We start from the raw sequence: 16,146 nt of genomic DNA, 5'->3' as shown, positions 1-16,146 counted from the left end.
CGGGCCTGCTGCACGCGCTCGCTGATCTCCAAGAGGGTAGGCAGAACCGTGCTGCCGATGCATCCTCGAACGTCGCGCAGGCGATCTCGTCGGAGGCGTCGCCGTGCGTGACCGTGGCTGGACTTGACCGCGGCTTAGTTGAGCGTGCGAAGCAGGTATGCCCATCAACAAGAGTTGCATCAGCGGCCGATCTCGGCCGAAGGACTACACAAATCTTTGTGTGTCGGGGCGGAGCGTTCCCGCATCTTGACGCGGGTGCTGCGCACGGAAAGGCGCGGACTGTCGCATCCGGCTATGGAGTTGGGTTCCTAACCCAGCTGTTACCGTGCAGGTCGATCAAGGCGGTCGGTGTTAATTGGCCTCGGTTTCGATACGGACAGCGGCCACAAATTTGATCTCCAGTCGTTCAGCAGTGTCGTCGGAGAGGTTCAATCCAATTTCTGTTGACAGCTTGTCAGTCGATCCGATGGCGCTATCACCCGATCGGGTACCTTTTCGTGCTCAACCCTCGATCTGTTGGAGCGTCCAAAGGTCATGCGCATCGCCCGTTTTGCGGTAAAAAACTTTCGGAATCTGGCTGACATCGAGTTGGAGTTGTGCCCCGGCACGGTGATCGTGGGGGAGAACCGGGCGGGTAAGAGCAACTTGGTGCACGCGTTGCGCCTGATCCTCGACGGCCGCCTGTCCTACGCGGACCGCCAGCTGGGCGCCGAGGACTTCTGGGACGGGCTGTCCTCCGGCGAGTCCGACTGGGATCCGATGTCCGGGGTGCATGTGATCGAGGCGTCGATCGAGGTGGCGGACTTCTTCGACGATCACGGGCTCATTGCCGCTCTCGCCCACGCCAACGCGCTCATCTCCGAGGACCGGGCTCGGCTCACCTACCGATTCGCGCCTGTCGACACGGGCTACGAGGAAGGTAGGCCGCGCTACAAGGGCGCTGTGTTCGGCGGGGAGAACGTCGAGCAGCCGATCAGGGTCGACAACCTGGCCAGCCTGCACTTGGTCTTCCTTCACGCGCTGCGTGACGTCGAGGCCGACATTCGCAACTGGCGGCGCTCGCCGCTACGGGAACTGCTCATGGCCGCAGCCGCCGCTGCGGCCGACGGTGATGGCCTACACGACGTGAAGGCCGCGATGAAGGTGGCGAACGACAAGCTCAACGACCTGGAAGTAATCAAGGAACTCGGCGGCAGCATCGGTGCCCGCTTGATCGAGATGGTAGGAGATGCTCAGGCCGTCGAGACGAGGCTCGCGGCGGCGCCTGATGAGCCGACGAAGCTGATCCGCGCGATGAAGCTGTTCGTGGACGGCGACGCCAACCGGCCGCTGAGCAGCGCCAGCCTCGGCACGCTCAACGTGCTCTACCTCGCCTTGCAGGAGCTGGGCCTGGACGCCCGGATGATCAACGACCCGGACATCGCACACGTGGTGATGGCCATCGAAGAACCGGAGGCGCACTTGCATCCGCACTTACAGCGGCTGGTGTTCCGGCGGTTGCTGGCAGATCGCGACGGCACGCACACCGCCCTGGTGACGACCCAATCTCCGCACATCGCCAGCGTCACCGACCCGCGTTGCCTGGTGGTGCTGCGCAACGTAGACGGCACGACAGTGGCCTCGCAGGCACGCGATGCAGACCTGACCACGGTCGAGTGGGATGACATCGCGCGCTACCTCGACGCGACGCGCGCCGAGCTGGTCTTCGCGCGCAAGGTACTGCTCGTCGAGGGCTTCGCGGAGCAGGTGCTGATGCCGAAGCTCGCGCATGCAATGGGAATCGACCTAGACAAGGAGGGAATCACGGTGTGCGCGGTCCACGGCACCCACTTCTCCTCATACGTGCGCTTCTGCACCGCGCTGGGACTGCCATGGGCAGTGATCACCGATGGCGACGTCGACGCCAAGGGCACCTCGGCCGGCGCCACGCGAGCCGCAGACCTCCTGGATGTTCTGGGGCTGTCAGGCACGCCGAGTGAACACGGCATCTTCGTCGGTAACACCACCTTCGAACATGATCTCATCACCACCAAGCCGGAGAACCTGGAACCGTCGTTCACTGCGTTGCAGGAGCTCTGCAAGGACCAGTCGGTGGCCAAGATCAAGTCGTGGGGGAATGCAGACCCTGGTCACGACGAGTTCATGAAGATGCTGAAGAACGCGGGTGGCAAGGGCAGGTACGCCCAGCGACTCTCGCTGCACGACGTCGCTCCGGCGCGTCACGTCGAGGACGCTCTCCGATACCTGGTGTCTCGTTGAGCAAGCTCTCGACGTCGATCGACGACCTCAAGAAGAATGACCGTCAGTGGGAGGCGTTCACGACCGAGGGCCACTGCGTCGTGCTCGCCCCGCCCGGCAGCGGGAAGACGAAGCTGCTCACCACCCGGATGGCCTACGATCTCGCGAACAAGATCAGGAAACCGCAGGGCGCCGCGTGTATCACCCTGACAAACGCTGCCGCGGACGAGCTTCGGCGGCGGGTCGACGAACTCGGTGTCGAGGAACGCCCCAATCTGGTCATCGGCACCGTGCACAGCTTCTTGCTGCGCAAGGTCGTGGAACCGTTTGCGCATGTGGTCGCCCGCCCGGAGCTCGCCAGGATCACGATCGCAAGCAACGAGGAGAGCGCCAAGTTGCTGCGGGAGGCGATTGCCGAAGCCTTCCCTCTCGGCGACAGCTGGCTGGTGCCGTCGACGATCGGCAAGCTCCGGCAACGAATGGCCTCCGAAGAGGACTGGGCGAAGACCGGCGAGGGCGTGATTAAGGCGGCGCGGCTGTACGAGGTGAAACTGGCCGAGCGTGGGCTGCACGACTTCAGCGGCCTCATCGCCACCGCAGTGGACCTGATCGAGAACCACCACGTCGTGCGACAGACCCTGGCCGCCCAGTTTTCGCACCTCTACGTCGACGAATACCAGGACCTCGCGCCCGGCCTGGACCGGGTGGTGAAGGCGTTGTGCTTCGACCACTACACGAACTCGGAACTGTTCGCGGTTGGTGACCCCGACCAGGCACTGTTCGCGTTCACCGGCACGCGGCCCGAATTGCTCGACGAACTCGCCGCGCGGCACGACGTCGGGACCGTCGAGCTCACCCGCAACTACCGGTGTGGTGCGGAGATCATCAAGGTCGCGAACCGGATGAGAGGCGATCGTCCGCCGATTGTCGGTGACCGGCCAGGCGGTGAAGTGTCGGGCTCCTACTGCCTTGGTGGTTTGCCTGATCAGTACGCGCGGGTAATCTCCGCGGCGCGGAAGGCTCACGCGTCCGGGGTGGATCTGCACGAGATCGCGGTTCTGTGCCCGACCCGGCAGATCTGTGTGGAGGTGACCACGGCACTGCGCGAAGCCGGGATCCCAGTGTTCTTTCGCGACTCGAACGAGTACCGGGCGACCTCGGTGACGCTGTTCGTCGAGGCCGCAGCAGCGTGGGCTGCCGCGGGCCGGGAGAAGAGCGGCTACCGGCTCGGGGATCTACTGAAGCGTTGGCGGTACCTGCTGGGTTCGTTGTGGACGTATCAGCACGACCGCGACCTGGTCGCGTGGCTGATCAGTTGGGCTGACCGACGCGACGAGCCGGCTACCACGTTCCTGGACGACCTCGACGCTGTCGGGCTCGGCAAGGCGCTGCGCCAGGTCATATTGGCTGCGGACGCACCCGAGGTGAAAAGGATGGCGGCGGTGATGCGACTGCTGTCCCTGGACGAGTTGGCGATGCGTGCCCTGCCGCGCGACCGGGTGGAAGTGACCACTACGACATCGAGCAAGGGGCTTGAGTTCGACGTCGTGCTCATCGTCGGCGCGGACGAGGAGCTGATGCCGAGCTACCAGTCGAAGACATCGGAGGACCTTGCTGAAGATCGTCGCCGGTTCTATGTCTCGATCACCCGGGCTCGTAAGGAGCTCCGGATCTTCTTCTCGGGCTTCGTCGTGACCAAGTACAATCGTAGGATAAACGCCGGAGTGAGTCGGTTCGTGAAGGAAATCGGGCTCGCGTAATCCAGCGAATGCTCGTTGCCCCGTAGTCGGGCGGGGCGACGGGCGGCCGGTCCTCCCGTGTCGGGGAAGGACTTTTCGTGGCGGGAACCATCTCATCGCTTGCGGTACTCAGTGCGGGGATTCGCCAAGCCAGCAGCGGTGGCTGGTGACGACGTGACAAACGTCCCGATCAACAAGGACTTCACCGGGATTGTGCCGCGGTCGCTACGACAGTAGGCAAGGTTAGTACGTGGTCATGGCGGGTGTTTCCTCCGTGGTCTGCGCGAAGCGAATCCCAGCTTCGCTGGCCTCTGGACTTGCTACGAGACCCTGCCGATCGGACGCTCGCGAAAGACCGTCGTCCACCTGATCTCGGAGACGTCGTTCTGGACTGCGACATCCTGATGATCGAACGCGCCGACCTCCACATCGTGCTCAGCTGGGCTGTTTCGGACACTGGCGCATTGCGTGGGACGAGTTCACGCCGCTCCTCGACTACGACGCCGAGGTCCGGACGATGATCTGCTTCACGAACGCGATCGAATCGCTCAACGCGCCCGGTACCGGGGGGCGATCCGCGCACGCGGGCACTTCCCGACCGAACAGGCAGCGATGAAGTGCCTATACCTTGTCACCCGCAGCCTGGACCTGACCGGAACAGGCCGCGCCCGACGGACGATGCGCTGGAAGCCAGTGATCAACGCGCTCGCCATCACGTTCGGTGACCGCTGGTCGGGAGCCGAAACCTACTGAACAACAACGCCGGAAACACCGATCACGGGACAGGCCCTGGAGTGCTGGCGATGGCTGCGGTGTCGTTGTCTGATGGTCGTACTTTGCTGGCTACCACTGGCGGGGATGCCACAGTGCGATTGCGGGATCCGGTGACCGGTAAGCCGGTCGGTGAATCGCTCACCGGCCACACCAGGCCAGTGGATGCCGTGGCTGCGGTGCCGCTGCCCGACGGCCGTACTCTGCTAACTACCGGCGGCGGGGATCACAGGTGCGCCTGTGGGACCCAATCACCCAGGCGCAGCTCATGTTGGTAGATGCAGGCAAACCCGTGCACGCGATCGCCCCGTTAAGTCCGTCTTCCATCACAGTTGTGGTGGAAGACGGACTCGCTACGATGTCGAGCGGCCTAGTCTAGGGCTGACGAAGACTGAGTGACGGCTTTGGACCGGCTTCGCCTTACGACCGGCTTGCACGCCTAGCTCGCGGCCGCTGACGTGACCGTGACCCCATTGGGGGGTAGGATTGACCGCCACGACATCGTCGCCGCCCGAGAGCGGCCCTCGGTGCATGCCTGCTCCCCTTGTCAGCGTGTCCGCTTTTCGGCGTCACCCGCGCTACTGAATTCGGGCGACCGCCGCTGAACTTGCACCCTGCGTGCTGGAGCGCTTGACCGAGCGCGTCGACTCGTAAACCGCGGGTCGTCCGATGAGCAAGCAGTCACGTCAGACCTTGAGCGGCGTGTACCGGTCTCGCACGACTGAGGTGCTCTCGGGTCGGCGTCGGTCTGTGTTCCGGGACCGGCTTAAGGCAGTACGCGCTTGTGGCGCCGAGGTCGGCGAGCAGGTCACCGTGGTCGTCGACGCGGTCGAGGACATCCTCGGCGGCGAACACCAGCTGGGCTGGGTGGCTGCAGGCACGGACTTCGTCCCCATGTGAACGGGGTGGAGACCGTGGGATGGTCGCGTATAGGGTGCTTGACTAGTCAAGCCGCCCGCTGAGATTAGGTGCTGGCGAGGTTGCGCCCAGCGACCTCGGTCGGGTGCCCGGAACCCAGTTCCCGATCAGCGAGAGTTGGTTCAATAAGCGCAGCGCACAGGCTGCTAGCTTGCTCCAGCAGTCTGGCGCTCCACTTGATCTGGGTGTCGAGAAGGCGTGGGTCGCCCAGGAGAGGAGTTCGAGACACCCTTGTCACGCCCTGGTGCAGCTGTGATCCCAGCACTGCGACCATAGGTCAAGACTGGACGTTGATGTGGGGCTCATCATGCCGAGGGGACGCTCGATGGCTTGCTTGATGCTTCATCCCGTACTCTCGAGAGGATGCTTCCCGTGAAGTCAGGTCCAACTCAGCTTGTGGTGCTCATTGCCGTCACAAGTTTTCTGAGCGTGGGCGCAGCGCTAGCCGGCTTGGCTTGTGGCGCTTTCGTCGCGAGCCTGGTGGGCTTGTCTGCTGCGCCTGCGCTGGCAGTTGTAGTGGCTGCAATGGTGGTCACTACTGCGTTCGCCATATGGGCAGGGCTCAGGGTTGAGTCTCACCTGTCCTAGGTAACTCGTCGACTACACCTGCATCGTCAGTTGGCGCCACGCTAGACGCCTGCTTCTTTCGGTGGGTCCGCAGCGCCCACCTCGCCAAGGGCACGACGATGCCTGCTCCTGTACCCGTGGTTGCCAGCCACAGGATGGACTTCGGGATGTTGACGGCAGAACTCACGTTCGCAACCACCGTCGGTAAGTAGCTGAGGCCGAGAATCGGTAGGCCGAGGATGCCTACAACCAGCAATAGGTGCAACATAGTCGCCTGCGGAGACTGAGTGGCGCGGATGAACCAGCGGTCCAGCAGGTCCAGGAAGTTCTGGGGAGCTGTCCCGGCACGCGGACCGTAGTCGCCCAAGCTGCTGGGGAACCGGGGACTGTCTCCGGTAGTACTTGCCAGTTGTTGCCCCCGCTGAGTCTCGGCATCGGGGCCATGCGAGTCAGGCACGTCTCGCTCCTCTGTAGGCGCAGCTGACGACACAGTTGGGCTGATGGGAGGGGGTGCGTCCTGAGCTGGACGCACAGCAACCGACGGTGACTCGGGTTCACCACGAGTGTTTTGCGACTCGTCAGCGGTTCGCTTATTGCGACGCCGTCCCACTTCACCCTCCCTTCAAAACGACGAAAGCCCCGGGCGGGTGCCCGGGGCTTGTTTTCGCAGCACGCTGTCGTGCCCGAAACTCTGAGGTAAGAGTACCAGGCTTATTTTTCGGCCATCAGCCACCCCCCGGTAGCCGCATCGTCGCTGGTAGAGAGGTTGGCACGCCGAGTAAGTTAATGGTGGCGGACAATGCAGGGTGGGTAATTGCGAGGAATCTATTAATTCAATTCAAATGCTTAATAATCCGGCAGTGAATTGTTAAGCGTCGACCTGACGTGGTTATCGCATCAGGGTCAACAAGTCTTGTGGCCGATGCGCCTCAGGTCGAAGCCAACTCTGTGTGGAGCAGTTCGCTACGTAGTCTCCTTGTTGGATGAGGCGCATCATCAAGGCTGCACGATGTGGCAGCTGGCTACCCTCGCGTGTCACTGAAGTTGGGCGCGGAAGAGTCGCTGAATGCCAAGCTCAGAGCGGTGCACAAGCCTGGCCTTGGCGCCACAGCTTGCTGGTAAGAGTTGGCAGTGGGTTTGTAGTCCTCACAGCCGGGCTCGGAGGAGCCTCTGCGCAGGTCATTGACTGGTAAGCATGGGCTTGCAGCAGAGCTTGATGCTGGTCTAGGTGGCCTCATCCTGTGGCGTCCAATCGCCACGGTGAGGTCGTCGACAGTAGGCATACGATGATCAACGTTGCGCCAACCAGGAAAGTAGTTGTCAACTCGTACCACAGGGGGCTTGGGGTGGCCTTGGTGATCCCTGCAAGTACTGGGACACGCTTGTCCAGTCAGCTTGGGTCCAGGAGTTGCTGGCCTATGAAAGTCTGCGGATTGCGAGAAGTGCGTCAGTCTTCCTGCTCGGCTGCCCTACCGTACCGTCGAGCAGGAAACACCGCGCTCGTGGGCGGCCGCGCGCACCGGAGCCTGGCCGCGCCCTGTCCGGCACGGCCCCCACCTGGTCGCCGGTGATTGGCGCGCCGTGCGGGGCTCCATGATGGCGTCACGATCCCGTGAAGGAGCGTTACCACAGGGCGAGGTGACCGGTCTGCCCGATCCAGCGCTGGTGACTGGTTCATCGTCGCTGGGCCGTCGTGCCGCAGCCTTTAGCGATCGGATCAGCCGCGGACCGACCTGTGGATGACTGGCCGGTTGGAGCGATTCTGTTCACCGTGTCTCTGACGCGCGGTTGCGGTGGTCTCGGTCCAGTAAGCCGGATCGCGGCCGTAGTTCGGCGTGGTGAAGGCACGGTCCCAGGGCGCGTCGGGTGTGAGGATCTCGCGCCATGGGGCGACCTCTGTATAGAGGACGCGTAGGGAGTTGAGCGCGCCCTCGTGCAAGGCGGGGCCGTCTGTTGACACCGCGTCGCCGGGCACGGCGACCTCGAAGTTGCGGGCCAGCGCGGCTCGGGCGGTGGCTTCGACGCACACGTTCGTCTGCAAGCCAGCGACGACGAGTCGTTGGACGCCGAGGTTGTGAAGCAGCGGATCAAGTTCGGTGTAGTCAAAGAAGCTGGCCCGGGTCTTGTCCAGTATGACGTCACCTTGCTCAGGCGCGACCGCGTCCATGATCTGCCGGTTCCACTCCTGGCCGGCCGCTCCCACTTCAGGAATGAGGTGCCCGCGGTGAGCCAGCAACCGAGCCATGCGGGGACTCTCTCCGAGTGTCCCGGCAGCACCGCCGGTCGACCGGGAGTAGATGACCTGCAATTCCTGGGCCCGTGCAGCTGCCAGCAGATCCGCGCAGGCCGTGACCGTCTCCTCCAACCGCCAGATCGGCGGCCAGCCCAACGCGTCCCGGACGCCATCCTCCGCGACGTACGAGTTCTGCATGTCGATCATCGACAGCGCAGTAGACCCCATCGCTCAGCTCTCCTTAGGTGAACAGTCCAACCGTTGATCGTCTTCCCGCTCCGGTTCGGCGGCAGAAACAGTCAAGGCCACGCCGAAACCGCAGCTCTCTCCTAACTCTCGCGGGTTCATGGCTCCGAACTTGCTTGGGCGACCAAGGTCGGCTACCTCCGACGGGCCGACACCGCACAGCCTTCACAGTCTGCGGGGTCTAGGTGCCTTCTCGACTGCGGCCAGGTATTTCGGGATCGGGATGCATCGACAGCGGTTGTCGCCACGCTTCGAGTTTCCTACGGGTGTAGGACGTTCTCGGGTGGTCGGGACCGCCGAGGCGGACCTGGTCGACCAGGAGTTCTTCGAGAACCGCCACCGCGGCGACGGTGTCACCCGCCTCGTGTTGCCAGTAGGCAACCTCGGCACGAATTGACAGCTGCCAGTGAGGCCGGCTGGCACCGAAGACCCGAAACTCGTCGGCCAGCAACTCCTCCAGCATCGCCACAGCATCAAGTGGATGGCCTGCTTCGCCCCGGCACATGGCGATGTTGAAGCGGGTTTTGGTGATGCTCGGGTGATCGGCGCCCAAGGCCGCCTGCTGGTCGGCGAGCACGGAATGGAGCGCTTCGACGGCAGCAACCAGGTCGCCGGATCTGCGTAGCCAGCGGGCGAGATCGAGGCGAAGCCTGAGGACGCGATCGTCCTGTGGCCCGAAGACACGCAGGAGGTCGGGCAGAAGCCCGTCAGCTGCGGCAGTTCTCGCTGCGGGCTCGAATTGGCCCTTCCAGTGTAAGAGGCTGTGCCGGGCTCCCAGTGTGTCCTCGTGATCGGGCCCCAGAATTCGGATCAGGTCAGGTAGCAGCCCGGTAAGAGCGGACACCGCTGCGTGGCTATCGCCTGTTTCTCCACGCCACTCGGCCAGGGCATAGCGGGCGGTGAGAGTCTGCGGGTGGTCGGGGCCGAGGTAGTGCATAGCGCTGGCGCAGAGATTCTCGTGGTAAGTGATGGCTGCGGCAAGCAGTTCTGAGCCACCAAGGCTCTCGCCTGCTCGGAAGAGAACCTCGTGACCGCGAGGGGCCCAGAGGTGTGCTTCGGCGTTGACCAGCAGTGCGTCGGTGTTGGAGCGCAAGGTTTGCGCGAATGCCGTGTCGCGTTCGACTGGTGGCCAGACGAACAGCAGGGCGTCGGCGCAGACTCTCGCCGCGTTCTCGCGGTCGGATTCGCTGGTGGTTTCCCCGATTGCCCGTTGTACGAGAGCGTGCATTCGGATCATGCGATTCGGTGTCTCTCGTCCGATGGTTGCCAGGTTGAGGCGGTGGGCGATGTAGAGGGCGTCGCGGGCCTGTTCTGCTGTGACTTTCTTGTCGAGGACCTTTTCGAGGTGTCGCAGGACGGCGGGAGTAGTGAACAGAACCGTAGGTATGCCATTGGGGTCCAGAAGCGATGCCATGACCAGCAGAGGCCGCGAGACGCCCGCTGGTTCCATCCGGTCGGCCAGGCGAAGGGACAGTGACCAGGTAGCGGCGAGGGTGTTGCGGTGATCGTCGGGCAGGAGTTCACCAGGGCCGGGAAGCAGGTCCGGGAGCTTGGTGCGCTGGTCGGCCAGTCGGGTGCAGTACTCGCTGCAGGTGAGATCCCGGTCGAGGAGGTAGGCGGCCACTTGCGCCAGTGCTAGGGGCAGGTACCCGAGGTTGCGCGCGAGTTCGTCGGCTCCCTCGAGTAGGTAAGGCCGATCAGCGAGGACGTCGTGAAGATAGGCATCTGCCTCACCGGACGTGAAGACGTTGACATCGGTGATCGTGCGGTCCGCGCGGGCGAGAGCGACGTCCCGTCGACGCGTCGTCACCAGGACTTGGCCGGTGGCGATAGTTGGTGGCCACAGCCGCGTCAGATCGCCAGGATCCTGCAAATCATCGAGGACTATCAGCCACCGGCGCGTGGTCTGTGCCAGCCAGGTGAGCAGTTGCTCGGCCATACGTGCCGGAACCGTGGCGACTGGGCTGATGATGCGAGCTGCCGCGTCTGCGTAGCCGGTCAGCACCGATTCTCGGGAGGTTGCGGTGGCCCAGACCAGAAGGTCGATCGCGCCGGCGGCCCACTGTGATTCCGCGTGATCCGCGGCGAGTTGGGTCTTGCCAACGCCGCCCAACCCGGACAGGACACGTATCGGCGATACCGCGGCCCTTGATACGGCAGCACGGTCAGTGCCTGTCCGGTGCTCGCATAGGGCTCGCGGTTGGAAACAGTTCGCCGCCAGTGGTACGACGCCGACCCGGATCGGCCACGCGAGAGGTTCCGGTAGCGGCAGGTGAAGGTGCTGAACGTTGCCGTCGCCGATCTGTACGCCGGTCCCGCCCTCGATAGTCGCGGCGTACCGCGCCGTGTCGGCTGCACGGGGCGGCTCGTGCCGCGCTCCGGCGGAGTCGTCAGGCGCCATGCGGGCTACTGGCCGCTCGGGTGGCCGATGTGCAGGGTGTTGCCGTCACCAACTTGGACTCCCTGGGAGTCACGGATGCTCACTGTGTACTTCGAGGTATCGGTCCCGGGTACCTCCATCAAGGCCAGCAAGTCGCGCGCCGCGGCCAGTAGAACCGCGTCGTCAGCGACATCGACGGCGCGCAGGGCCGCTGCCAGATCTTCACGCCAGTCATCGGGGTCCGCTGCGTGTGCCTCGACCATCGAAACAAAGGCGGGTTCTTCGCCGTCTCGGCTCAGGCGGTCGCGGACGGCGGTGACCAAGCCACGGTACGCATCCTTCACCATCGACGTCGCGGTGTCTTTCATTCCGGCTGCCGCGCCTGCGGTCAGCGCCGTCACAACCAGATCTACAGCCTCCATCGACACCGCGAACACCCCCAAGTAGACAAGGCTGGGCCTGCACCGCTACTCAGTCAGTGTCTACGAAGCATGCACTCTGGCGCCACGCAATCGGAGAACTACGTTGTGTTATCAACGGTCGACGACCGCAGCGCTCCCGCGAGCTTCTCCCACCCGGCCGACTCACCCCGTGGCATACCTCAACTCTCAGCGGATCAAGCGACAGTGGCCGCTCGGAGGCCTGATCAACGAATGCGAACGGGCCGCGTAAATTCACTGGTCAGCGCCGGTGAACGACTTTTGGAACCCCACACGCAGCCGCAGGCGGCCTAGACGCCACCGTCCCCCTCTATGCGGCGCGGCAGCATCCGCACCCGAGACGAGCCGGCGGCGCCGCCTTACAGGCCGGCTCGGGTAGCTCGGTAGGGGCTGCGATGGCAATAGACCGCCGCTACACGATGCCCGGCACCGCGGGTCTGAGCCGTCGTACGACGTGGGAGCGGAGCGGGTAGATCTCTACGCCTGAGGAAGACCTTGATGTTGGGGGTATTCGACGTCGCCGGGATGAATGATCCGTTCGATGTGTGCGGGTGCAATCGGTGCCCGGTAGAAGACATCGACTGTGAGGCTGGACAGACCGAGGGATGCGCCAATGAACACGTTCGCCACACCGGGAAACGCGGTCGTCGTCGGTGAGGCGCGGAGATCGAGTAGGGCCACCACGATGCTGGGGATGCCGATCGATCGCAGTTTCGTGTTTATCGGGTTGTCGGTGTGGACGTGAGGCATGTAGATGGCTTCACCGCCCCAGGCGGCGAGAAGGAGGTTCAAACCTTCTGCGTCCTCGGTGAGGGTGGTCTTGGACAGAAACAGGCAGATCTGTCCGACACGATTACTGGTGAGGGCCATCCCTTGGATCAGGGTCGCGTGTTCATCCGTTGTGAGGTAACCGTGTTCTACAGCGGTGTCTAGCCGGGCAGTACCAAGTTTGGCGTCAAACAGGCGCAGTCCGTGAGCGCGGATGTTGTCGGTTTCGTGTGCCAGCAACCGGGTCGCGTGGTAGCCGCGCAAGAGGTAGCCGTCGAGTAGCCGGCGGACTTCCGCGTCGCGTTCCCAGAGGTCGAGGTCGGAACAGCCGAACTCGGCGGGGTCATCGATCAGGCCCTGCCGTTGCTCGGCCAGCTCGTACACTCGATGTGCGAGCTGGTCTGGCCACGTGCTGGAGTCATCGACGTCGACGACTGGGGCGAGCTCAGGGTTCACGGCGCTTTCCTAAGGGTTCAGAGCGGAAATCGGTAGGTGGGCGGCTGCTCGCAGGCGCTCGGCTTCGTCGGTTTCGTTCGCGTAGTGGACGCGGGGAATCTGCTCCCGTCAGCACCCCTGCCAAAGGCATACCTCGTTTGCACGGTTCCGAGTTCCAGGAGAGCTACTCGATGGGCTCATCGCCGTTGGCTGGTGGCAGCGGGATGTTCTCAGCACCGTGATAGCCGAGATCGATAAGACGAGTCCGCAGCCGGCGAGCGTTCCGGTCGCCGAGCCCGAGGAGAGCCGGTAGAACCTTGATCGCCGCTTGCGCCACGTAGTGCTGTTCCCACGGCTCCCCCTGACCGAGAAGCAAAAGCAGAATCCGGCTGGCACACTCCGTTGCGGCTGCAGTCTCACAGCGGTCGGCGACCTCGGTGACTAGATCGATCTGGCCTGCAGTGGTGTCGAGCGCTCGGAGGGTCAGCGTCGACCATGTGTCGTCGTCGAGGCCGGTCACGAATGCCCACCTGCCCGACGACGACAACACCGCGGCAGGAACGTCGCCTCGGTCCGCGTCGATCAAGGCACGCCAGAAGCCGGATGCGATGGGAATCCGTGGATCGTCCGTGTCGCATTCTTGCACGAGAAACGCCATGGTCTCGTTCGCGGTCGACAGACTCGCTGTGTTGCCGCGTAAAGCTGTGAGGACAGTGTCGCTTGTGTACTCCGGGCTGCGGTCCAAAACCGCTAGCAGTAGGGAGGTGATTGCAGGCTTGCTGCCGCTGTTCGCCGCGGAGAACAGGCGTTCGCGCAACGTGTCGCGCAGCCAGGCGGTCGGGTGTGCGTGCTGGAGCGTGATGTCGAATGTCGCAGCACCCACCTCATTGTCGCCGAACAGGAGCGACCTGTTGGTCGTTAGCCAGTCCGGGACGAGAGTCTCCAATAGTGGCCTTCGAACGGCCAACAGCGCCCGATAGTTGGCTCCTCTCGTGCCGTCGACCGCTAGGACTCGATCAAGCAGCGATGAAAAGTCCGCTCGCACCGCCTCTGTTCGGCGGTACTCCCACGCAGCGAACGCGATGGTCGCGAGGAGTGCTCGCCCGGAATCTGAGCTCATAGCGCGCCGCAACGTGTCCCTGTCCGCGGTCAGTGACTCGACCTCCGTGGGATCGGGCGTGAGGTCGATAGATTCGCGCGCCCAGTCCCAGACGGTGTCGAGGTGCGCGGAGAGGTCGCCGTCGGCGTTGGCTAGTGCTCGGGCGAGTTCGATACCCGCACTGTCAACGTTGCGCCAGTTGAGTTCGTAGTCGAAAGCGTCGTAGCCAAGGACGGTGGGGTCTTGGTGCGCCGTTCGTACCCGCCGCACGGTGTCGAGAAGAGATGGTGTCTCGGCTGCCGCTTCCCTGGCCTTTGCAATCAGGGCGTAGAAGTAGTGCAGGACGTAGAGCGGTTCCCGTAGCGTGGCGACGACGATGGCCGGGTCCTGGATCCATGCGCCTACGTTGTCGGTCACGACGACCTCAAGAGCACGGGCGAGTTCACGTGCCCCGAGCATCTGGCCGTCACTCGCGTTGTCTGGCCGCCACTGCGCAACCAGCTGCGCCGCCTCGAGTACAGGTAATGCGGCGAGCTTCTCTGTGCTGTAAGCGGAACGCTCGACGAGGAAGCCGGAGGCGCTGACCCGGGTGTCGAACTCGGCCGCATTAGGATGGCCGTACTTCTCGGAGACCTGCTCGATCGCGGCTTGCCAATCGGTGAGAACACTGTCGGGTAGGGCTACCGACCATCCCCAGGAACTTACCCACGCTCGCGGGAACTGGCCGTCTATCTGCTCTGGGGCCGCCGGCGGGACGCCAAGAGCGTCGCGCCATGCGTCAAGAAGGGCCGGATCTGGGGCGCGAGCGAGTATGGCGTCGATGAGATCTTTGTCGTCGCCAGTAATGTTCGAGGCCAGGCGTGCCGTGATGTGGTCGATCTGCTCTTGCACTGGGACGTCGTCAGCGTTGGCGAGGATCCGCGATGTGGCGCGTTCTCCGATCTCGCCCGGGATCGTGTCAGTCCACTGGCGAAGATCGAAAGTAGTGACGCCGAGCTCGCGAGAGCGGGTCAGTGCCACTGCGAAGTAGTGGGTGATGATGGAGAGGAAGTCGTGGCTATCGCCCAGGCTGCTGGTGAGCCGTGCGCTGTCCAGGGCAATGAACTTCGTCTCGGAATGCTGTGCCAATTTGCGAACTTTGATGGCCAGCAAGCGGATGCGCTCAGCGGCGTTGACTGCGGTCATTCCCGCGACGAGCTGTTCGAGGACGGTGGTGTAGTAGTAGCGGTTCCGGTCGAGCGGGCTGCCGGACAGAACCCGATCGGCAACTCGGTCGACGACACGCGCGGCGGGATCGGCCGCCTTGACGACGCCAACCGCGAGCGCGCGAATCGCCCCGCGATCGTCGGGGTGGCAGTCCATGATCGCTGCAACGACGTCATGTCCGGCCTCGCCGATCTGGGCGGCGACGCGCAGGAGTTCGAACCGCTGCCCCCAGCGCCGTGGCTGATCTGATCTCTTCACGTCTTTGAGCAGCGCCTGCAGTACGTTGGCGACCGCGTCCGGCTCGGTCTTACCGAGCCCGTCTAGCAGCCCAAAGACTGGCCAGGGCGTGTTTGGCTCCGGCAACTGAATCAGGCCCGCGTCATAGAGACGCATCAGCCAAGCACCGTCAGTCAGCGTCGAGATGAATAGCCGCAGGTGGTGTGCGTCGTTGGCCAACCCCCGCAGACGCACAAGCTGCGACGAGCCCTGCCACGGCTCGGCGGCCAGCGCACGGAGCGCACGCACGATCTGGTCCGGGGGCGTGAACATGCGAATGAACCAGGCGATGGTGAGGTCGTACAGCACAAGGACCTCGGCGAGGCTCATGTCGTTGTGCACACCCTCGTCGGCTTGCCTTCGCAGCTTCTTGTAGTCATCAGTGGGGTCGAGATCGGGCAGCGGGTCGAGCCCGGTCCTCTTGCGCAAGAAGGTCACAAGTCGTGCTGTGTGATATGAGTCTTGTCGTCTCTGCTCCGCGACCGCTCGTAGCTCTTGTTCCAAGGCGTCGAGTCCGGTTGTCCGCTCGGACTCTGGTGCGTCCCGGTATCGCCGCCACGCCTCCAGCACGGTATGGAGACCGCGGCCGTCAGCTGGAGTCTGCTCCGCGACGACTGCTGCGAACGCCTCTCGAAGATTGTATCCAGCGCTCTCGGCCAGCCGTAGTCCCTGATCGTCGACGATGGCCTGCTGGATGAGAGCCGACGCCGTGCGCACACAATCGATGATCTTCGCACTGAGCGGCAGCTCCTCCGCCATGCGTTCGGCTACGTCGGCGGGCAGCTCCAGCGGCAGCGAACCCTCTTCGGCGGAAGTCATGATCAGATAGT

At 63.8% G+C, this 16,146-nt stretch carries 9 protein-coding genes and 1 pseudogene; 5 read left to right on the top strand and 5 right to left on the bottom strand.

Annotated elements, in window-relative coordinates:
• Positions 1 to 534 precede the first annotated feature (534 nt).
• The 5 genes and pseudogenes from L324_RS09570 to L324_RS43215 all read left to right on the top strand — a co-directional run bounded on the left by L324_RS09570 (position 535) and on the right by L324_RS43215 (position 5,648).
• Entirely contained in the window at positions 535 to 2,259 is a 1,725-nt protein-coding gene (locus L324_RS09570; RefSeq protein WP_037305764.1) for an ATP-dependent nuclease, read from the top strand.
• Positions 2,256 to 3,998, top strand: a complete 1,743-nt coding sequence (locus L324_RS09565) for an ATP-dependent helicase (RefSeq protein ID WP_037305763.1) — start codon at positions 2,256 to 2,258, stop codon at positions 3,996 to 3,998. Before L324_RS09570 ends, L324_RS09565 begins: the two co-directional genes overlap by 4 nt.
• A 436-nt stretch (positions 3,999 to 4,434) precedes the next feature.
• Positions 4,435 to 4,730, top strand: a pseudogene (locus tag L324_RS41520) (transposase); the annotation flags it as partial.
• A gap of 50 nt (positions 4,731 to 4,780) precedes the next feature.
• Positions 4,781 to 5,026 carry a hypothetical protein gene (locus tag L324_RS44110; RefSeq protein ID WP_369094787.1) on the top strand — a complete coding sequence of 82 codons (246 nt, stop codon included), beginning with the start codon at positions 4,781 to 4,783 and terminating at the stop codon, positions 5,024 to 5,026.
• A gap of 472 nt (positions 5,027 to 5,498) precedes the next feature.
• Positions 5,499 to 5,648, top strand: coding sequence for a hypothetical protein (locus tag L324_RS43215; protein ID WP_173426364.1), 150 nt, complete (start codon positions 5,499 to 5,501; stop codon positions 5,646 to 5,648).
• 2,302 nt (positions 5,649 to 7,950) lie between these two features.
• Here the strand turns inward: L324_RS43215 and L324_RS40875 are convergent.
• From L324_RS40875 to L324_RS09535, 5 genes are all read right to left on the bottom strand, one after another.
• Entirely contained in the window at positions 7,951 to 8,673 is a 723-nt protein-coding gene (locus L324_RS40875) for a cysteine hydrolase family protein (protein WP_235783475.1), read from the bottom strand.
• A 220-nt stretch (positions 8,674 to 8,893) separates the two neighbouring features.
• Positions 8,894 to 10,825, bottom strand: coding sequence for a tetratricopeptide repeat protein (locus L324_RS09550; protein WP_051173806.1), 1,932 nt, complete (start codon positions 10,823 to 10,825; stop codon positions 8,894 to 8,896).
• Between the two features lie 293 nt (positions 10,826 to 11,118).
• Positions 11,119 to 11,529, bottom strand: coding sequence for a Het-E N-terminal domain-containing protein (locus L324_RS09545; protein WP_235783479.1), 411 nt, complete (start codon positions 11,527 to 11,529; stop codon positions 11,119 to 11,121).
• Between the two features lie 480 nt (positions 11,530 to 12,009).
• Complete coding sequence (locus L324_RS09540; RefSeq protein WP_037305761.1) at positions 12,010 to 12,756, bottom strand: hypothetical protein; 747 nt, start codon at positions 12,754 to 12,756, stop codon at positions 12,010 to 12,012.
• A 163-nt stretch (positions 12,757 to 12,919) separates the two neighbouring features.
• A complete protein-coding gene (locus L324_RS09535; protein ID WP_152546775.1) occupies positions 12,920 to 16,135 on the bottom strand; it encodes a hypothetical protein in 3,216 nt (1,071 codons plus the stop codon).
• Between the last annotated feature and the right edge of the window lie 11 nt (positions 16,136 to 16,146).

The sequence above is a fragment of the Amycolatopsis orientalis DSM 40040 = KCTC 9412 genome, from assembly GCF_000478275.1.
In the GTDB taxonomy this organism is placed as follows: Bacteria; Actinomycetota; Actinomycetes; order Mycobacteriales; family Pseudonocardiaceae; genus Amycolatopsis; species Amycolatopsis orientalis.
Note: the sequence above shows the minus strand (reverse complement) of the source record. Positions and strands in the feature narration are given on the sequence as shown.

What these genes read in the sequence shown, in the direction of transcription:
- L324_RS09570 (WP_037305764.1), top strand. Translation starts at nt 535, where the DNA reads ATGCGCATCGCCCGTTTTGCGGTAAAAAACTTTCGGAATCTGGCTGAC.
- L324_RS44110 (WP_369094787.1), top strand. Translation starts at nt 4,781, where the DNA reads ATGGCTGCGGTGTCGTTGTCTGATGGTCGTACTTTGCTGGCTACCACT.
- L324_RS40875 (WP_235783475.1), bottom strand. Translation starts at nt 8,673, where the DNA reads ATGATCGACATGCAGAACTCGTACGTCGCGGAGGATGGCGTCCGGGAC.
- L324_RS09535 (WP_152546775.1), bottom strand. Translation starts at nt 16,135, where the DNA reads ATGACTTCCGCCGAAGAGGGTTCGCTGCCGCTGGAGCTGCCCGCCGAC.